This is a genomic window from Nocardioides sp. S-1144 (assembly GCF_005954645.2).
GTDB classification, from domain to species: domain Bacteria; phylum Actinomycetota; class Actinomycetes; order Propionibacteriales; family Nocardioidaceae; genus Nocardioides; species Nocardioides dongxiaopingii.
The window spans coordinates 286,160-305,116 of record NZ_CP040695.2 but is presented as its reverse complement, the minus strand read 5'-3'; the positions used below and the strand labels follow the sequence as shown (position 1 = coordinate 305,116).

Genomic DNA, 18,957 nt, shown 5'->3' with positions numbered 1-18,957 from the left:
CCCGGTCCCGGGCGTCGCGCCGTCCCCTACGTTGGCGGGCATGCTGGAAGCGCGCTCGCTGAGCAGGGTCTACGGCTCGACGACGGTGGTCGACGACGTCTCCTTCACCGTCACCCCCGGCCGGGTCACCGGCTTCGTGGGGGCCAACGGCGCCGGCAAGACCACCACGATGCGGATGCTGATGGGCGTCCTGGGCACCAGCGGCGGGGAGGTGCTCTGGAACGGCGCCCCGATCACCGCCGAGGCGCGCCGGACGTTCGGCTACATGCCGGAGGAGCGCGGCCTCTACCCGCGGATGAAGCTGCACGAGCAGCTGGTCTTCTTCGCCCGGCTGCACGGGCTCGGCGCCGACGACGCCGCCGCCCGGGCGACGTCGCTGCTGGGCCACTTCGGCCTCGAGGAGCGCCGCGACGACGTCCTCGACGACCTGTCGCTGGGCAACCAGCAGCGCGTCCAGATCGCGGCCGCCCTGGTGCACCGGCCGTCCGCGCTGGTGCTCGACGAGCCCTTCTCCGGCCTCGACCCCACCGCGGTCGACTCGATGATCGAGCTGCTGCGCGCCGAGGCCGGCCAGCTCCCGCTGCTGTTCTCCAGCCACCAGCTCGACCTGGTCGAGCGGCTGTGCGACGACGTCGTGGTGCTGGCGCGCGGCCGGGTGGTCGCCTCCGGCACCGTCGAGGACCTGCGCGCCCGCGGCGCGGACCGCTACCCGCGTCGTCCACGCCGGCGACGTCGACGCGGCCTGGCTGCGCGACCTGGCCGGCGTCGTGGTCGACGACGTCGACGGGTCCAGCGCCGTGGTCAGCCTCGACGGGCTCAGCGCGCCCGACCTGGTGGCCGCCGCCGTGGCCCGCGGGCCGGTCCAGGAGGTCGCCCGGGTGCGCCAGCCGTTGTCCGAGATCTTCCGGGAGGTCACCCGATGAGCAGCCGCAGGACGACCGGGCTCTGGCGGGTCGTCGCCGCCCGCGAGGTCAGCACCCAGGTCGCAGCAAGGCGTTCCGGTTCTCCGTCGCCGCGCTCGTCCTCGGCCTGGTCGCGATCGTGGTCGCGGTGACGCTGTTCCCCGACGGCGAGGAGACCTACGACGTCGCGGTGGTCGGCGGCGCGAGCAGCGACCTGGTGGCCAGCGGGTCGTCGATCGCCGGCTCGCTCGAGGACGGGACCGAGCTCGAGGCCCAGGACTACGACGACCCCGCGGCGGCCGAGGAGGCCGTGCGCGAGGGCGACGTCGACGCCGCCCTGCTCGCCACCGACGACGGCTACGAGCTGGTCGGCGACGGCGAGGTCGAGCCGGTGCTCGGCGAGGCGCTGCGGGCCGCCGTCTCGCAGGCGGTCACCCAGGAGAACGCCGCCGCCCAGGACGTCGACCTGGAGGCCCTCACCGCCGGCACCCAGGTCGGCCAGCGCCTCCTCGACCCCGACGCCGAGGACGCCGGCCTGCGCACGGCGGCGTCGTTCGTGTTCGTGCTGCTGTTCTACGTCACCGCGCTGACGTTCGGGATGCAGATCGCCTCGTCGGTCACGCAGGAGAAGGAGAGCCGGGTCGTGGAGATCCTGGCCGCCGCCGTCCCGATCCGGACGCTGCTGTGGGGCAAGGTCATCGGCACCTCGGTCCTGGCGGTCGGGCAGACCGTGCTGCTCGCCGCGGTCGGCGTCGTCGCGCTGCTCGCGACCGGCAACGGGCACGCGCTCGGCGTCGTCGGCCCGGCGATCGGGTGGTACGTGGTCTTCTTCGTGCTCGGCTTCGTCGCGCTCGCCGGGTTCTGGTCGATCGCCGGCTCGCTGGCCGGGCGCCAGCAGGACCTGGGCGCGACGACGGCGCCGCTGCAGATGATCCTGTTCGCGCCGTACCTGGTCTCGGTGCTGGCCGGCGACGGCGTCAGGACCGTCGTCTCGATGCTGCCGATCGTCTCGACGATGATGATGCCGTCGCGGCTCGCCGAGGGCGACGTCCCGCTGTGGCAGCTCGGGGTCGCGATCCTCACCACGGTGGCCGCGGCCGCGCTGTTCGTGCGGGTGGGGGCGGCGGTCTACGAGCGCACCCTGCTGCAGACCGGGCGCCGGATCGGCCTGCGCGAGGCTCTCTCCGACGCCCGGTCCTGAGCGCTGCCGGGACGTCCCGGCGCTCGGGGCTCAGGCGCCCTTGCCGGTCACCGTGACGGGGACGTTGCCGCGGGTGGCCTTGGAGTAGGGGCAGAGCTGGTGCGCGGCTTCGACGAGCTCCTGCGCCTTGGCGTCGTCGACGCCCGGGATGGTCGCGGTGATGTCGGCGGTGATGGCGAACGAGTCGCCCTCGGGACCGAAGCCGACCGCGATGTCGACCGTCGAGCCGGACGCGTCGACGCCGGCGTTCTTGGCGGCCAGGCCGAGCGCACCCTGGAAGCAGGCGCCGTAGCCGACGGCGAACAGCTGCTCCGGGTTCGTGCCGGTGCCCGGCCCGCCGGTCTCCTTCGGGGCGGTCAGGTCGAGGTCCAGGACGCCGTCCTCGGACCGGGCGTGGCCGGCGCGGCCACCGGTGACGGAGGCGCGGGCGGTGTAGACGATCTTCGTGGGTGTGTTGGTCATGTGGGGCTGAACCTCCCCCCGCCCGCCGGTGTTCCTTGTCTGACAACCCCTCCCCCGCGTGCCGAGCCAGTGCGACCGGGGCAGACCGGGGTGGGGCGGCGTCAGAGGGCCTTGGTCGCGGCCAGCACCTTGCCGAGGGTGTCCTTGGCGTCGCCGAAGAGCAGGGTCGTGGTGGGCTCGAAGAGCAGCTCGTTCTCGATGCCGGCGAAGCCCGGTCGCATCGAGCGCTTGAGGAAGACCACCTGGCGCGCCTGGTCGACGTCGAGGATCGGCATCCCGTAGATCGGCGCGCTCGGCGTGGTGCGGGCGGCCGGGTTGACGACGTCGTTGGCGCCGACGACCAGGACGACGTCGGTCTGGCGGAACTCGCCGTTGATGTCGTCCATCTCCTTGAGCTGCTCGTAGGGCACCTGGGCCTCGGCGAGCAGCACGTTCATGTGACCCGGCATCCGGCCCGCGACCGGGTGGATCGCGTAGTCGACCTCGGTGCCGCGGGCGAGCAGCACCTCGACCAGCTCGCGCAACGTGTGCTGCGCCTGGGCCACGGCCAGGCCGTAGCCGGGCACGACGATCACCCGGTCGGCGTACCCGAGGAGGATCGCGACGTCCTCGGGCCCGGCGCTGCGCACCGGCCGGTCGGAGGCCTCGCCGGCGCCGAGGGTCGAGCCCCCCCGGAGCGCGCCGAAGAGGATGTTGGACACCGAGCGCCCCATCGCCCTGGCCATCAGCAGCGTGAGGAACGTGCCCGAGGCACCGACCAGGGTGCCGGCGACGAGGAGCACGGTGTTCTGCAGCACGTAGCCGCCGGCGGCGACGGTGAGGCCGGTGAAGGCGTTGAGCAGCGAGATGACGATCGGGACGTCGGCGCCGCCGACCGGCAGCACCAGCAGGACGCCGAGCGCCAGGCCGAGCACGGCGAGCACGACGCCGGCCCACACCACCGGCTCGTCGACGATCACCCCGGACACGACCAGCCCGGCGAGGAACACCCCGCCGAAGGCGACCGGCAGGCCGGGGAAGACGACCGGGCGCGAGGTCATCAGGTCCTGGAGCTTGGCGAAGGTGATCACCGAGCCCGAGAACGAGACCGCGCCGACGAGGATCGTGAACGCCGTCGCCACCAGGTAGGCGACCTCGACGTCGACGCCGACCGCGGCGGCGTCCGCGAGGTGCTCGAGCTCGAGGAGGGCGACCAGCGCGGCCGCACCGCCGCCGACGCCGTTGAACAGCGCGACCATCTGCGGCATCTGGGTCATCTGGACGCGCTGCGCGCCGACGGCCCCGACCACCGTGCCGACGGCCACGGCGACCAGGATGAGCACGACGTTGTCGAGGTCGGCGTAGAGGAACGGCACCGCGCACGCGACGACGGCGGCACCGGCGCCGACCAGGTTGCCCGTGCGCGCCGTCCGCGGACCCGACAGGCCCTTGAGGGCGAGGATGAACCCGACGGCGCAGACGAGGAAGACGACCTCGGCCCAGGTCGGCATCAGGCGCCCCCGCCCTCGACGGGCTTCCTCGCCGGGGGCTTGCGGGTGAACATCTGCAGCATCCGGTCGGTCACCACGAACCCGCCGACCATGTTGATCGCCGCGAGCACGATCGCCACCAGCGCGACCACCAGCGCGAAGCCGTCGGCGCTGCCGGCGACGAGGATCGCGCCGAGCAGGATGATCCCGTGGATGGCGTTCGCGCCGGACATGAGCGGGGTGTGCAGCGTCGAGGAGACCTTGGAGATCACCTCGATGCCGACGAAGACGCTGAGGACGATGTAGGTCAGCCAGGTGACGTCGTTGCTCATGCGGGGTCCCCTCGGCGTTGTTCGGCGGCGGAGCGAAGCGGGGGAGCCGGAGAACGGCGTGGGGTGCTCATGCGGGGTCCCCTCGGCGTTGTTCGGCGGCGGAGCGAAGCGGGGGAGCCGGAGAACGGCGTGGGGTGCTCATGGTCGCTCCTCGGCCGGGTTGCCCTCGAGGGCGACGCGGGTGGGTTCGTGGCGGACGACGCCGTCGTGGGTGACGCAGGCGGCGGCGAGGATCTCGTCGTCGAGGTCGGGGTCGAGCGTGGGTGCGCCGTCGGCGTCGGCGCGCGTGAGGAGCGTGACGAGGTTGACGATGTTCTGGGCGTAGAGTCGGGACGCCGGCCCCGGCATCTGCGAGGGGACGTTGCGCCCGCCCCACACCTGGGCGTGCCCGATCCGGACGATCGTGCCGGCGACGGCGCCCTCCACGTTGCCCCCGCTGTCGGCGGCGAGGTCGACGACCACCGAGCCCGGGCGCATCTGCTCGATCGTGGCCGCCTCGACCAGCAGCGGCGCGGTGCGCCCCGGGACGGCGGCGGTGGTGATCAGCGCGTCGGCGTTCGCGATGTAGGGCGCCAGCAGCTCGCGCTGCCGCGCCGCCCGGTCCTCGCTCATCTCCCGGGCGTAGCCGCCGGCACCGTCGAGCGTCTCGAGGTCGAGCTCGATGGCCTTGGCGCCCATCGAGCGGATCTCCTCGGCGGCCGCGGCGCGCACGTCGTAGGCGCGGACGACGGCCCCGAGCCGCTTCGCGGTCGCGATCGCCTGGAGCCCGGCGACCCCGGCCCCCAGGACGACGACCTCCGCGGGCTGCACGGTGCCGGCCGCGGTCATGTTGAGGGGGAAGAACCGGCGCAGCAGGCCGACGGCGACGACCGCGCACCGGTAGCCGCTGACCAGGCTCTGCGAGCTGAGCGCGTCCATCGACTGCGCCCGCGAGATGCGGGGCACCAGCTCCATCGCGAGGCTGGTGATGCCGAGGTCGCGCAGGTCGGCGACCAGCCCGAGCTCCTGGCCGACCGGGAGGAAGGACACCGTCGTGGCGCCGCGCCGCAGCCGCCGGACCGTGCCCGGGTCGAGCGGCTGCACGGACACGACGAGGTCGGCGTCGTCGACGGCGTCCGGGTCGAGGACGGCTCCGGCGTCGGCGTACTCGGCGTCGGCGAGGAGGGCGCGCTCACCGGCACCCGGCTCGACGAGCACGTCGTAGCCGAGCGTGGTCAGCCTGCCGACCAGCTCGGGCACGAGCGCGACCCGCGTCTCGCCCTCGCGGGTCTCCCTCACCACTGCGATCCTCACGACGGTCAACCTAGGCCACCGCGCCCCCGCTCGTGTGAGCCCGCTCACTGCGACCAGGTGGCGAGCGCGGTCCACACCACGCCACCCCGCGCCGTGCCATGCCGCGCGGCGTCAGCCGAGCACGACCTCGGTCACCACCTCGTGCCGCGGACGGCGGCGCGCCCCCTCACCGAGGTGGGAGGCGACGAGCGCGACCCGGTCGACGGTCCAGGGAGGTCCGGCGTAGGTGTCGAGGAGGCGGACCCACCGCGTGACCTCCTGCGGGCGCCCGAGCCGGGCCAGGGTCACGTGGGGACGGAACCGCTGGCCGTCCGGGGCGACGCCGGCGTGGTTGGCGGCCGACCGGGCACCGACCGCGAGCCGGTCGAGCTCCTCGCGGGCCGCCGCGCCGAGGTCGAGACCGGCCCACAGCACCCTCGCCCGGGCCGCGTCGGGGAAGGCCCCGCCGCCGGCGATCCTCGCCTCGAACGGCGTCCGGCGGGACGCGGCGGTGGCGAGCCCCTCGACGAGCCCGTCGAGCGCGCGGTCGGGGACGGCGGCGAGGAAGGCGAGGGTGACGTGCAGCTGCTCGGACGACGTCCACCGGAGGTCACCGTGCTCGCGCCGCGGCCCGAGGAACTCGACGAGGTGCTCGACGGCGTCGTCGGGGGGCTGCACCGCCACGAACATGCGGGTCACGCCCGGCTCACCCGACCCGGCAGCCGGCGTGCGGCCTCGGCGCTCATGCTCCGATCGTGTCCGTCGGTGGGGCGGACCACAAGCGACTAGCGCGAGCCCTCGAGGAAGTGCGTCGTGACGCGGTGCCCGGCCTCGACCAGCAGCAGCTCGCGCATCAGGTCGTCGGGCCGCTGGGTGACGACCGAGACCGTCGCGCCGCGCTCGGCGGCCTCCGCCTCGACGGCGGCCAGCGCGGCGGCGGTGTCGACGGAGGTGACCAGCAGGACCGACCCGCCCGGGTCGTGGACCGGTGGCGCCGGCACGAGGGTGCCGCTGGCGCCCGGCGCGTCGAGGCGCACCTTGCCGCCCTCGCCGCGCACCTGGACCAGGGGCAGGTCGCGGTGCCACCAGACCTCGGCGACGGTGAGGCCGAGCGCCTCGGCGCAGGCCCTGCGCTCGGGCTCGGCGGCGGGTGCGACGAGCCGGACCGGCTGGCCGGCGTCCAGGACGGCGGTGAGCAGGGCGCTGCCCTCGGTCTCCCACGCCGGCGCGGAGACGACCAGGTCGTCGACGACGCGGCGCCGCTCGCCGGGCACGGCGACGACGTAGCCGTGGTCGGTGCGCAGGGTGAGCGCGGCGGCGTCGTCGACCAGGTGGGCCAGGAAGGCGCGGTGCCGCTCGGTCGCGTCGGCCGCCGGACGCCAGAAGCGCGGGGCGTGCGGGGCCAGCGCGGCCCGGCGGGCGGCGGCCGCCTCGACGGCCCAGTCGAGGTCGGCGGCGGTGAGGGGACGCACGGTCGCCGACTGGTCCACGGGCGCGCTCACAGGCCGAGGTCCCGGCCGATGAGCTCCTTCATGATCTCGTTCGACCCCGCCCAGATCTTCGAGACACGGGCGTCGCGCCAGGCCCGCGCCACGCGGTACTCGTTCATGTAGCCGTAGCCGCCGTGCAGCTGCACGCAGTGGTCGAGGATGTCGTTCTGCACCTGCGAGGTCCACCACTTGGCCTTCGCGGCGTCGACCGGGGTGAGCTCCTGCTTGGCGTGCGCGACGACGCAGGCGTCGACGTAGGCCTGGGTGACGTCGACCTGGGTGAAGAGCTCGGCGAGCAGGAACTTGTTGTGCTGGAAGGTGCCGATGGCGGCGCCGAACGCCGCCCGCTCCTGGGCGTAGACGAGCGTCTCGCCGAGGATCTGCCGGGCGTGGGCGAGGTTCGAGATCGCGCAGCCGAGCCGCTCCTGCGGGAGGTTCTGCATCATGTGCACGAAGCCGAGGTCGAGCTCGCCCACGATGTCGTCGTCGGTGAGCCGGACGTCGTCGAGGAAGAGCTCCGCGGTGTCGGACTCGTCCTGGCCGACCTTGTCGAGCTTGCGGCCGCGGCTGAAGCCCTCGGCGTCGGTCGGGACCGCGAAGAGCGTGATGCCCTTGGCCTTCTTCTCCGGTGAGGTGCGCACGGCCGTGACGACGAGGTCGGCGGAGTAGCCGTTGGTGATGAAGGTCTTCGAGCCGTTGACCACCCAGTCGTCGCCGTCGCGCACGGCGCTCGACCGGAGCGCGGCGAGGTCGGAGCCACCGCTGGGCTCGGTCATGCCGATGGCGGTCAGGATCTCGCCGGAGGCGACCCCCGGCAGCCACCGCGCCCGCTGCTCCTCGGTGGTGAGCTCCACGAGGTAGGGCGCCACGATGTCGGCGTGGATGCCGACGCACGACCCGAGCGCCGCGTTGACCTTGGACAGCTCCTCCAGGAGCACGGCGTTGAACCGGTAGTCACCCTCGGCCAGGTCGCGCGAGCCGCCGTACTGGTCGGGGATCTCGAGGCCGAGGAAGCCCTGGGCGCCGGCCGCGGTCCAGAACTCCCGCGGCAGCGCCTTGTCGGCGGCGTGCTGCTCGACGTGGGGCACCACCGACCGGTCGAGGAACTCCTTGACCGAGGCGCGGAACGCCTCGTGGTCCTCGCCGTAGATCTCGCGCTTCATGCCGGCGATCGTACTGCGGTGGCTACCAGGCGGTAACCGACGCTAGCCCGTGAAGTCGTTCGGGTCGATGACCTCGTCGGCCGGCGGGGCCTGGGCGGTGAAGGGCTCGTCGAAGCCGCTGAGGTCGAAGCGGCCGTTGTCGGCGTCGTTCTCGAGGCGGAGCACGTAGTGCGGCGCCTCGAGCCGCACCTGCGCGACCGTGGTGTCGGAGCCGTCGGCGGTGGTGATCGCCACGACCTCCTGGCCGTCGATCTCGGTGACCTCGCCCTTGGTGGCCTCGCCCTCGCTGGTGCCACCGTCGCCCTCGAGCAGCTCGTCGAGGTCGCACAGGTCGGCGAAGTCCTCGGACTGCGCCGCGTCGGCCTTGAGCCACTTGTCGCCGATCAGGGTCATGAAGAGGTCGACGTCGACCGAGCCGTCGGTGTTGCTCGCCTCGAGGAAGGCGCGGTCGGGCCGCAGCCAGGCCTCCCCGTCGATGCGCCGGAGCTGGGCGGCGCCGTCGCCGATGCTCAGCTCGCCGTCGCAGTTGCCGGCCGAGGTGATCGTCATCTCGACGCCGCCGGGCTGCCCGTCCTGGTCGACGGTGCCGGACATCCGCACCGAGTCCAGCACCCGCATGTCCTTCTCGGCGGCGAGCAGGATGGCGTCGGCCTCGGAGTCGAGGAACTCCTGGGACTCGGCCGAGCGACCGCCCGCCTCGGTCCCCCCGCCGCCGGTGCCACCGGTGCCACCGTTGCCGCCGTTCCCGCCGTTGCCGCCGTCACCCCCGGTGCCGGCGACGATCGCGGCGCCACCGCCGACGATGATCGCCACGGCGGCCGCCGAGAGCCCGATCCACAGCCCGCGCCGCGACCCGCGCGAGGACCCACCCGAGGAGCGCGGCGGGGCGCCGTGGGCGCCGGGCGGGCCGGACGGCGGCGGCCCGGTCGGCGCCGAGGCCGCGAGGTGACGGGGGGTCCCGTGCTGCCCGGGCTGGCCCTGCTGGTGAGGGGAGGACGACGGCGGCACCGACGGCGTCGGCGTCCGGTGCGGCGCACCGCCGCCGGTCTGCGTGGGGGCGGACCCGCTGAGCGTCGCCGCGTGCACCCCGTACGCCGGGTCGTCGGTCATCCGCAGGCACTCGCGCAGGTCGTCGCGCAGGGCCAGCGCGGAGCGGTAGCGGTGCCCCGGCTCCTTAGCCATCGAGACCCGCAGCGCGCGGTTGAGGGCCTCGGTCATCGGCGAGACCGTGGGCAGCTGGGGCACCGGGCTGGTCATGTGGGCGCCGGCGATCTCGAACTCCGTCACGCCGGAGTACGGCGGCTGGCCGGTGAGCGCGACCCAGAGCAGGCACCCGAGGGAGTAGATGTCGGTCGAGACGCCGGCCTGCGCGCCGGAGTGCAGCTCGGGCGCCATGTAGGACGGGGTGCCGGCCACCACGCTGCCGATCCGGGTGACCTCCGCGTCGACGCGGCGGGCGATGCCGAAGTCGCCGAGGTAGGCCTGGACGGTGTCGGGCCCGCGACGGCGGACCAGGACGTTGCCCGGCTTGATGTCGCGGTGCACGAAGCCCGCGGTGTGGGCGTCGTGGAGCCCGCTGGCGACCTGCTCGATCAGCTCGAGCGCCTTGCCGAGCGGCGCCGGGCCCCAGCGGGTGAGCATCTGGCCCAGGTCGCCGTCGGGGATCAGCTGCGTGGCGATGTAGAGGTAGCCGTCCTCCTCGCCGTGGGCGTAGACCTGCACGACGTGGGGCGAGTCGAGGGAGGCCAGGGCCCGCGCCTCGCTGGCGAAGCGCGCGCGGAACTCGGGGTCGCCGGCGAGCTGCGGGGAGATCACCTTCAGGGCCACCCGGCGCTCGAGGTTGACCTCCAGCGCGTCGTAGACGACACCCATGCCGCCGGCCCCGAGCTGGGCGATCACCCGGAAGCGGCCGATCGAGTCGCCGGGGGTGGGGAAGGATGCGGTCACAGGCATGTTCTACCTGACGCGGGCACCCCTCGGGAGGATCCCGGAGAACCGGTCGGGTGTGCTTGGATCGTTCCAAACACCAATGGAGGCACCGTGAGCGAGCACCCGACGACGCCGATCGACGTCATCGACGGTCCGATCTGGCCCGGACATCCCTACCCGCTGGGGGCCACGTTCGACGGCACCGGCACCAACTTCGCCCTGTTCAGCGAGGTCGCCGAGCAGGTCGAGCTGTGCCTCTTCGACGCCGACGGCGCGGAGACGCGGGTCCCGCTCACCGAGGTCGACGCCTTCGTGTGGCACTGCTACCTGCCGCAGGTCCAGCCCGGTCAGCGCTACGGCTACCGCGTGCACGGCCCCTACGACCCCGAGCGGGGCCTGCGCTGCAACCCCAACAAGCTGCTCCTCGACCCCTACGCCAAGGCGACCGCGGGCGAGATCGACTGGGACCAGAGCCTGTTCGGCTACACCTTTGGCGACGAGGACTCCCGCAACGACGAGGACTCCGCCGGGCACATGACGCACGGCGTCGTGATCAACCCCTTCTTCGACTGGGAGGGTGACCGGCTGCTCAACATCCCCTACAACGAGTCGGTCATCTACGAGGCGCACGTCAAGGGGATGACGATGCAGCACCCCGACGTCCCCGAGGAGCTGCGCGGCACCTACGCCGGCCTGGCCCACCCCGCCATCACCGAGCACCTCAAGCACCTCGGCATCACCGCGATCGAGCTGATGCCGGTGCACCAGTTCATCCAGGACAGCACCCTGCTCGACAAGGGCCTGCGCAACTACTGGGGCTACAACACCCTGGCCTTCCTCGCGCCGCACGCCGACTACGCCGCCACCGGCGGGCCCGGGCAGCTGGGCCAGCAGGTCCAGGAGTTCAAGGGCATGGTCAAGGCGATGCACGCCGCCGGCATCGAGGTCATCCTCGACGTCGTCTACAACCACACCGCCGAGGGCAACCACCTCGGTCCGACGCTGAGCATGCGCGGCATCGACAACCAGGCCTACTACCGCACGGTCGAGGACGACCAGAAGTTCTACATGGACTACACCGGTACCGGGAACTCCCTCAACGTCGGCCACCCGCACGCGCTGCAGCTGATCATGGACTCCCTGCGCTACTGGGTCACCGAGATGCACGTCGACGGCTTCCGCTTCGACCTCGCCTCCACCCTGGCCCGGGAGTTCTACGAGGTCGACCGGCTCGCGACGTTCTTCGAGCTCGTCCAGCAGGACCCGGTGGTCTCCCAGGTCAAGCTCATCGCCGAGCCCTGGGACATCGGCCCCGGCGGCTACCAGGTCGGCGGCTTCCCGCCGCAGTGGACCGAGTGGAACGGCGCCTACCGCGACGTCGTCCGTGACTTCTGGCGCGGTGAGCCGGCGCTGGGCGAGTTCGCCTCGCGCGTGGCCGGCTCCTCCGACCTCTACGAGCACTCCGGACGGCGTCCGGTGGCCAGCATCAACTTCGTCACCGCCCACGACGGCTTCACGATGCGCGACCTGGTCTCCTACAACGAGAAGCACAACGAGGCCAACGGCGAGGACAGCCGCGACGGCGAGAGCCACAACCGCTCCTACAACCACGGGGCCGAGGGCCCCACCGACGACCCGGAGATCCTCGCGCTGCGCTCGCGGGCCCAGCGCAACCTGCTGGCCACGCTGCTCCTCAGCCAGGGGGTCCCGATGCTGCTGCACGGCGACGAGCTCGGTCGCACCCAGCACGGCAACAACAACACCTACGCCCAGGACTCCGAGATCGCCTGGATGGACTGGGTCAACATCGACCGGCCGCTGATGGAGTTCACCGCCGCGGTGATCCAGCTGCGGCACTCGCACCCGACGTTCCGCCGCAAGCGGTTCTTCACCGGGACCACCGTGCGCATCGGGGAGGCCGGTGAGGACCGGCTCAACGACATCGTCTGGCTGCACCTCGACGGGCACCCCATGGAGGACGGCGACTGGGACGGCGGCTCGCAGGCCATCGGGATGTACCTCAACGGCAACGGCATCGCCGGCAAGGACGCCCGCGGCGCCACCATCACCGACGAGCACTTCCTGCTCTACTTCAACGCCGACGGGCCGGCCGACATCACCCTGCCGCCGGAGGAGTACTCCGCGGCCTGGGACGTCGTCATCAACACCGGCGGGTCCGCCGACGCCGCCGAGACGTGCCCGGCCGGGTCGAGCTTCCACATGGAGAGCAGCAGCCTGCTGGTGCTGCGCGAGCACCGCGAGCCCGAGCCCGAGACCGACCACTCCGTCGCGGCCTCGGTGGCGGCGTCGGTGGCCTCGCAGACCCGGAACGGCTGATCGTGCGCGCCCCCACCAACACCTACCGGCTCCAGGTCCGGGCGTCGTTCGACCTGCACGAGGCCGCCACGCGGCTGCCCTACCTGCGTGACCTCGGCGTCGACTGGGTCTACCTGTCGCCGCTGCTCGAGGCCGAGCCCGGCTCCGACCACGGCTACGACGTCGTCGCCCACGACCGGGTCGACCCGGCCCGCGGCGGCGGCGAGGGCCTCGACGTCCTCGTGGCCGAGGCGCGCCGGCTCGGGCTCGGCGTCCTGGTCGACATCGTGCCCAACCACGTCGGCGTCGCGACCCCGAGCGCCAACGCGTGGTGGTGGGACATGCTCACCCACGGGCGCGACTCGCGCTACGCGGAGGCCTTCGACGTCGACTGGGACGTCGCGAGCGGCCGGGTCCGGATCCCGGTGCTGGGCGACGACGGCACCGACGCCGTCGTGCACGACGCGGAGGCCGGCCTCTTCCGCTACCACGACCACACCTTCCCCGTCGCGCCCGGCACGAGCTCTCTCGACGAGCAGCACTACGAGCTGACGCACTGGACGGCGGCCGACGACGGGCTGAACTACCGGCGCTTCTTCGCCGTCAACACCCTCGCCGGCCTGCGCCTCGACGTCCCGTGGGTCTTCGAGGAGAGCCACGCCGAGATCAGGCGCTGGTTCGACGAGGGGCTCGTCGACGGCCTGCGCGTCGACCACCCCGACGGCCTGCGCGACCCGGGTCCCTACCTCGACGACCTCGCGGCCCTCACCGGCGGCGCCTACGTGCTCGTGGAGAAGATCCTCGAGCCCGGCGAGGAGCTGCCGGCGAGCTGGGCGACGGCCGGCACCACCGGCTACGACGTCCTGGGCCAGATCGACCGGGTGCTCACCGACCCCGCGGCCGAGCGGGTGCTCCCCGGCTCGGACCTCGACTACGCCGGGATGGTCCACGACGCGAAGCGCTGGTGGGCCACGCACATGCTGCGCTCCGAGGTGCGCCGCGTCGTGCGCGAGCTCCCGGCATCCCTCGTGGCCGGCGACGTGACGCCGGGCGAGCTGCTGCTCGACGCCGAGGTGATCGAGGACGCCGTGGCCGAGCTGGTCGCGTGCTTCCCCGTCTACCGGTCCTACGTGCCCGAGGGTCTCGAGACCCTGGAGGCCGCGACCGCGACCGCACGGGAGCGTCGCCCCGACCTCGCCGACACCCTGGACGCCGTCGCGCGGGTGCTCGCCGACCCGGCCGAGCCGGCCGCGCGCCGGTTCGAGCAGACCAGCGGCGCGACGATGGCCAAGGGCGTCGAGGACACCGTCTTCTACCGCTACAACCGGCTGACCTCGCTCAACGAGGTCGGCGGCGACCCGAGCCACTTCTCGCTGGGCGTCGCCGAGCTGCACGCCGCCATGGCCCACCGGCAGTCGGCCTGGCCGCACGCCATGACGACGCTCTCGACCCACGACACCAAGCGCGGCGAGGACGTCCGGGCCCGGATCACCGTGCTCTCGGAGCTGCCCGGCCTCTGGACCGAGGCGCTCGCGCAGCTGCACGCCGCCGCCCCGATCGCCTCCGAGGACTTCGCGCCGCTGCTGTGGCAGGCCGTGCTCGGGGCGTGGGACGCCGACGACGCCGACCTGCGCCCACGGCTGCACGCCTACGCCGAGAAGGCGATGCGCGAGGCCGGTGACCACACCACGTGGACCGAGCCCGACGAGGCCTTTGAGACCGGCGTGCACGCCGCGGTCGACGCGGCCTTCGACGACGAGCGGGTGCGCGACGTCCTCGACGGGCTGCTGGCCGCCGTGGTCGAGCCCGGCTGGTCGAACGCGCTGGCCGCCAAGGCGATCGCCCTCACCGTCCCCGGCGTGCCCGACGTCTACCAGGGCTCCGAGCTGTGGGAGCAGTCGCTGGTCGACCCCGACAACCGGCGCGCGGTCGACTTCGACCTGCGGGCGGCGCTGCTCGCCGATCCCGACCTCGACCACCCGGCGCGCGCCAAGCTGCTGGTCACCAGCACCGCGCTGCGACTGCGTCGCGACCGGCCCGAGCTGTTCTCGACCTACGCCGGCGTGGAGGCCGACGGCGAGGCCGCCGGGCACGTCGTCGCCTTCGACCGCGGCGGGGTCGTCACGGTCGCCACCCGGCTCCCCGTCGGGCTCGCCGCCCGCGGCGGGTGGGGCGACACGACCCTGCGGCTCCCGCCCGGTGCCTGGCGCGACGCGCTCACCGACACCCCGACCGACGGCCGTCTGGCCGACCTGCTCGCCACCCACCCCGTCGCGCTGCTCGTCAAGGAGGACGACCGATGACCGACACCACGGCTCCCCGCCCGGCCCGCGGACCCTTCGACGTGTGGGCCCCCGCGGCCCGGCGCCTGCGGCTGTCGGTCGGCAGCGCCACCGTGGACATGCACCAGACCGACGGCGGGTGGTGGACCCCGTCCGGGCCCACCCCCGACCCGGCGGCGGGCGACGTCGACTACGGCTACCTCGTCGACGACGTGGAGGCACCCCGGCCCGACCCGCGGTCGCGGCGCCAGCCGGACGGCGTCCACGGGCGCTCGCGGACCCACCGCCCCGAGAGCTTCGCGTGGAGCGACGAGGCGTGGACGGGTCGTCAGCTCGCCGGCGCGGTGATCTACGAGCTGCACGTGGGCACCTTCACGCCCGAGGGCACCCTGGACGCCGCGCTCGGCCGGCTCGACCACCTGCGCTCGATCGGCGTCGACCTCGTCGAGCTGATGCCGGTCAACTCCTTCAACGGCACCCACAACTGGGGCTACGACGGCGTCGCGTGGTTCGCGGTCGACGAGACCTACGGCGGGCCCGAGGCCTACCAGCGCTTCGTCGACGGCGCCCACGCCGCCGGCCTGGGCGTGATCCAGGACGTCGTGTACAACCACCTCGGCCCGTCGGGGAACTACCTGCCCGAGTTCGGGCCCTACCTCAAGCAGGGTCGCAACACGTGGGGCGACCTGGTCAACCTCGACGGCGAGGGCTCCGCCGAGGTGCGCCGGCTGATCCTCGACAACGTGCGGATGTGGCTCGACGACTACCACGTCGACGGGCTCCGGCTCGACGCCGTGCACGCGCTGCACGACGACTCCGCCACCCACCTGCTCGAGGAGATGGCCGTCGAGGTGGCCGCCCTCTCGGCCCACCAGCGCCGGCCGCTGACGCTGATCGCGGAGTCCGACCTCAACGACCCGAGGATGGTCACGCCCCGCGAGGCCGGCGGCTACGGCCTCGACGCGCAGTGGAGCGACGACTTCCACCACGCGGTCCACGTGGCGCTCACCCGCGAGACGGCCGGCTACTACGCCGACTTCGAGCCGCTCGGCGCGCTGGCCAAGGTGATCGAGCGCGGCTTCTTCCACGACGGCACGTTCAGCTCCTTCCGCGGGCGCGACCACGGCATCCCGGTCGACACCGCGACGATGCCGACCTGGCGCCTCGTCGTGTGCAACCAGAACCACGACCAGATCGGCAACCGGGCGATCGGCGACCGCATCACCGACGTCCTCGACGAGGACCAGCTCGGCTGCGCGGCGCTGCTGACCCTCGCCGGACCGTTCACGCCGATGCTCTTCCAGGGCGAGGAGTGGGCGGCCTCGACGCCCTTCCAGTTCTTCACCTCCCACCCGGAGCCGGAGCTGGGCCTGGCCACGGCCGAGGGCCGGATCGCCGAGTTCGAGCGGATGGGCTGGGACCCGGCCGTCGTCCCCGACCCGCAGGCTCCCGAGACCTTCACCCGCTCCAAGCTCGACTGGACCGAGGCCGAGTCGGGTCGTGGCGCCCGGGTGCTGGAGCTCTACCGCACCCTCGCCGCGCTGCGCCGGACCCGGCCCGAGCTGACCGACCCGGCGTTCTCCCGCAACCGGGTCGACGTCGACGAGGACGCCCGGGTGCTGCTGCTGCACCGCGGCGCCCTCCTGGTCGCGCTCAACCTGGGCGAGGCGCCGGCGCGCCTGGAGGTGACCCAGTCCGAGGTGTTGGTCGCGACCGCGTCGGGCGCCGAGCTCGACGGCGGCGTCCTGGTGCTGGCGCCGCACGCCGGCGCGCTGCTGGGCTGAGTGCCGCTCCGCCCGACTGGAGTCGGGGCGGCCCGGACCGTAGCCTGGGCCGCTCCCGCGCACGGATCGGATGCTCCCTCGTGAAGTCGAAGCTGCTCCTCTGCGCGCTGCTGATGACCCTCCTGGGCACCGTGGCGTGCAGCCACGAGCACCCCGCGGGAGCCGACCGGTTCCGGGCCGCGACCCTCGACCCCGGTGAGGACACGGCCGGCGGCGCGGCGGGTGCCGACGAGCGGCCGGTGCCGGCGTCCGACCGCAACGTCGTGGTCGTGGTGGTCGACGACGCCAGCGACGTCTCGTGCGCGGAGCTGCCGCGCTTCCTGCCCCGCACGAGCGCGCTGCTGCGCGACCGGGGCCGCTGCTACGAGGACGCCACCGTCACCAGCCCGGCGTGCTGCCCGTCGCGGGCGGTGCTGCAGACCGCCCAGATGGGCCACAACAACGGCGTCACCCGGCAGATCGACGCCGAGCGGCTCCGGGTCGAGGACACCCTGCAGCACCAGCTCACCGAGGCCGGGTGGGACACCTACGGCACCGGGAAGTACTTCAACGGCACCAGCTCGTGGCTCTACGAGTCCGGCGAGCGGTCGAGCGGTTTCCTCACCTCCGACTTCTGGGAGGGCTCGAAGTACTACGGCTACCCGCTGTGGAACGACGAGACCCGGCAGCCCGAGGTGCAGACCGACGGCGTCCACACCACCACCCGCACCGGGCGGTTCCTCCGCTCCTTCATCGCCGACCACGCCGGCGGCGAGCGGCCGTTCTACGCCTACGCCGCGTTCAAGGCCCCGCACACCGACAACTCCATGCAGAGACTCGTCCAGCGCGACCCGATCCCGACCGAGGCCAACCGCGACCGCCCGGTGCCGCCGTTCCGCTGGCGCCCGGAGCCCGACACCAGCGACAAGCTGCCGATCTACCAGGAGCAGCTGCGACCGCGCAGCTTCTACGAGCGCCGCTACGAGGCGCGGACCCGGTCGATGTACGACGTCGACGACGAGATGGGCCGGACCTTCGACCTGCTGCGCGACCTCGGCGAGCTGGAGGACACCGCGATCTTCTTCGTCAGCGACAACGGCTACCACCTCGGCGAGAACGGCTGGGAGACCAAGGGCGACCCGTACGGCGCGGCGATGGACGTGCCGATGCTGGCCTGGCTGCCGGCGGAGTTCGGGAAGGGCGTCGTCGACACCCGCCCGGTCGGGCTGATCGACGTCGCGCCGACGGTCTACGACCTCCTCGGCCTGACCCCCGACCACCTCGTCGACGGCCACTCGCTGCTCGACGACGAGCGCCGTCCCGGCACCTTCTTCGAGCTCGAGAACGAGCACTCCGAGGACCTCCTCAAGGAGGCCGGGCGCAGCCCGGGACGCGTGCCGACGTGGGCGATGTACCGCTCCGGGCGCAGCACCTACCTCGAGTACTACCGGCACGACGGGTCGCTGATCCGCGGTGAGTTCTACCGCGGCGACGACTACGACGAGAACCTGCTGTGGCCCGGCAACCGTGCGCTGCGTCCCGACGAGGAGACCCTCGCCTGGTTCCGCGCCCGGCTCCGCGAGGGCCGCACGTGTGCCGGCACCGTCGAGCAGGGCAGCGCGAACCCCTGTCCCTGAGCCGGTGCCCGGCCTGGACGGGCTCGAGGCTCAGGCGGGCTCGAGGCTCGCGAGGACCTCGTCAACCCAGGCCGGCACCAGCGCGCTGGCCGGGCCGTGCCGGGCGTCGTCGAAGTACTCGGTGCCCTCGCTCGGCTGGAGGTTGAGCTCGATCGTACGGGCGCCGTACCGGCCGGCGAGCTGCACGAACCCCGCGGCGGGGTAGACCGCGCCCGAGGTTCCGATGGAGACGAAGACGTCGGCGCGCTGCAGCGCGACCTGGATCTGGTCCATGCCGTAGGGCACCTCGCCGAACCACACGACGTCGGGCCGCAGCTCGGCGACGCCGCACCCCGGGCACGGCGGGAAGTCGCCGAGGTCCTCGGTCCACGGGACGTGGTGGTCGCACCCGCGGCACAGGGCGGACCGCAGCTCGCCGTGCATGTGGTGCACGTGCCGGGAGCCGCCCCGCTCGTGGAGGTCGTCGATGTTCTGGGTGACGAGGAAGAGCCGGTCCCCCAGCGCGGCCTCGAGCCGGGCCAGGGCGACGTGCGCCGGGTTGGGCTCGACGGTGGCCAGGGCGGCCCGGCGGGCGTCGTAGAAGGCCTGGACGACGGAGGGCTGGGCCTCGTAGGCCTCCGGCGTCGCGACGTCCTCGACCCGGTGCCCCTCCCAGAGACCGTCGGCGTCCCGGAAGGTCGGCACCCCGCTCTCCGCGGAGATCCCGGCTCCCGTCAGCACCACGACCCTCATGGGGCCA

14 protein-coding genes and 1 pseudogene are annotated in these 18,957 nt (G+C 73.2%); 6 read left to right on the top strand and 9 right to left on the bottom strand.

Translation table 11 applies throughout. The annotated features are described in order from the left end of the window. Positions 1-40: 40 nt before the first annotated feature. A pseudogene (locus FE634_RS01495) lies at positions 41-923 on the top strand (ABC transporter ATP-binding protein). A 127-nt stretch (positions 924-1,050) separates the two neighbouring features. Continuing rightward, positions 1,051-2,103 carry an ABC transporter permease gene (locus FE634_RS01490; RefSeq protein WP_187366797.1) on the top strand — a complete coding sequence of 351 codons (1,053 nt, stop codon included), beginning with the start codon at positions 1,051-1,053 and terminating at the stop codon, positions 2,101-2,103. Between the two features lie 30 nt (positions 2,104-2,133). Here the strand turns inward: FE634_RS01490 and FE634_RS01485 are convergent, their stop codons facing one another. The 8 genes from FE634_RS01485 to FE634_RS01450 form a co-directional block, all read right to left on the bottom strand. Beyond that, a complete protein-coding gene (locus tag FE634_RS01485; protein ID WP_137292888.1) occupies positions 2,134-2,565 on the bottom strand; it encodes an organic hydroperoxide resistance protein in 432 nt (143 codons plus the stop codon). Positions 2,566-2,666: 101 nt separating this feature from the next. Continuing rightward, positions 2,667-4,055, bottom strand: coding sequence for an NAD(P)(+) transhydrogenase (Re/Si-specific) subunit beta (locus FE634_RS01480; protein ID WP_138874884.1), 1,389 nt, complete (start codon positions 4,053-4,055; stop codon positions 2,667-2,669). Beyond that, positions 4,055-4,366 (bottom strand): NAD(P) transhydrogenase subunit alpha part 2, encoded by a 312-nt coding sequence (locus tag FE634_RS01475; protein ID WP_148240274.1) that lies wholly within the window; start codon positions 4,364-4,366, stop codon positions 4,055-4,057. Before FE634_RS01475 ends, FE634_RS01480 begins: the two co-directional genes overlap by 1 nt. Positions 4,367-4,504: 138 nt before the next feature. After that, entirely contained in the window at positions 4,505-5,644 is a 1,140-nt protein-coding gene (locus tag FE634_RS01470) for an NAD(P) transhydrogenase subunit alpha (protein ID WP_262347537.1), read from the bottom strand. 126 nt (positions 5,645-5,770) lie between these two features. After that, positions 5,771-6,328, bottom strand: coding sequence for an RNA 2',3'-cyclic phosphodiesterase (gene thpR / locus FE634_RS01465; RefSeq protein ID WP_138877022.1), 558 nt, complete (start codon positions 6,326-6,328; stop codon positions 5,771-5,773). 95 nt (positions 6,329-6,423) lie between these two features. Next, the gene (locus FE634_RS01460; protein WP_148240272.1) at positions 6,424-7,110 is read right to left on the bottom strand and encodes a hypothetical protein; all 687 of its coding nucleotides are present in this window, start codon (positions 7,108-7,110) and stop codon (positions 6,424-6,426) included. A gap of 26 nt (positions 7,111-7,136) precedes the next feature. After that, positions 7,137-8,291 carry an acyl-CoA dehydrogenase family protein gene (locus FE634_RS01455; RefSeq protein ID WP_138874882.1) on the bottom strand — a complete coding sequence of 385 codons (1,155 nt, stop codon included), beginning with the start codon at positions 8,289-8,291 and terminating at the stop codon, positions 7,137-7,139. A 42-nt stretch (positions 8,292-8,333) separates the two neighbouring features. Next, positions 8,334-10,238 (bottom strand): serine/threonine-protein kinase, encoded by a 1,905-nt coding sequence (locus tag FE634_RS01450; protein WP_187366796.1) that lies wholly within the window; start codon positions 10,236-10,238, stop codon positions 8,334-8,336. Positions 10,239-10,331: 93 nt separating this feature from the next. Between FE634_RS01450 and glgX the strand changes: the two genes are divergently transcribed. From glgX to FE634_RS01430, 4 genes are all read left to right on the top strand, one after another. Continuing rightward, positions 10,332-12,557 (top strand): glycogen debranching protein GlgX, encoded by a 2,226-nt coding sequence (gene glgX, locus FE634_RS01445; protein ID WP_262347536.1) that lies wholly within the window; start codon positions 10,332-10,334, stop codon positions 12,555-12,557. Between the two features lie 2 nt (positions 12,558-12,559). Then, positions 12,560-14,839, top strand: a complete 2,280-nt coding sequence (gene treY / locus FE634_RS01440; RefSeq protein ID WP_138874880.1) for a malto-oligosyltrehalose synthase — start codon at positions 12,560-12,562, stop codon at positions 14,837-14,839. Continuing rightward, the gene (treZ, locus tag FE634_RS01435; protein ID WP_138874879.1) at positions 14,836-16,602 is read left to right on the top strand and encodes a malto-oligosyltrehalose trehalohydrolase; all 1,767 of its coding nucleotides are present in this window, start codon (positions 14,836-14,838) and stop codon (positions 16,600-16,602) included. Before treY ends, treZ begins: the two co-directional genes overlap by 4 nt. A gap of 80 nt (positions 16,603-16,682) precedes the next feature. Continuing rightward, positions 16,683-18,218 (top strand): sulfatase-like hydrolase/transferase, encoded by a 1,536-nt coding sequence (locus FE634_RS01430; RefSeq protein WP_138874878.1) that lies wholly within the window; start codon positions 16,683-16,685, stop codon positions 18,216-18,218. Between the two features lie 30 nt (positions 18,219-18,248). Here the strand turns inward: FE634_RS01430 and FE634_RS01425 are convergent, their stop codons facing one another. After that, entirely contained in the window at positions 18,249-18,950 is a 702-nt protein-coding gene (locus FE634_RS01425; RefSeq protein WP_137292898.1) for an NAD-dependent deacylase, read from the bottom strand. Positions 18,951-18,957: the final 7 nt, after the last annotated feature.

Bases quoted from the DNA above. Each gene is read 5' to 3' on its own strand.
- FE634_RS01485 (WP_137292888.1), bottom strand. From the start codon at position 2,565: ATGACCAACACACCCACGAAGATCGTCTACACCGCCCGCGCCTCCGTC.
- FE634_RS01480 (WP_138874884.1), bottom strand. From the start codon at position 4,055: ATGCCGACCTGGGCCGAGGTCGTCTTCCTCGTCTGCGCCGTCGGGTTC.
- FE634_RS01475 (WP_148240274.1), bottom strand. From the start codon at position 4,366: ATGAGCAACGACGTCACCTGGCTGACCTACATCGTCCTCAGCGTCTTC.
- thpR (WP_138877022.1), bottom strand. From the start codon at position 6,328: ATGTTCGTGGCGGTGCAGCCCCCCGACGACGCCGTCGAGCACCTCGTC.
- FE634_RS01455 (WP_138874882.1), bottom strand. From the start codon at position 8,291: ATGAAGCGCGAGATCTACGGCGAGGACCACGAGGCGTTCCGCGCCTCG.
- treZ (WP_138874879.1), top strand. From the start codon at position 14,836: ATGACCGACACCACGGCTCCCCGCCCGGCCCGCGGACCCTTCGACGTG.
- FE634_RS01425 (WP_137292898.1), bottom strand. From the start codon at position 18,950: ATGAGGGTCGTGGTGCTGACGGGAGCCGGGATCTCCGCGGAGAGCGGG.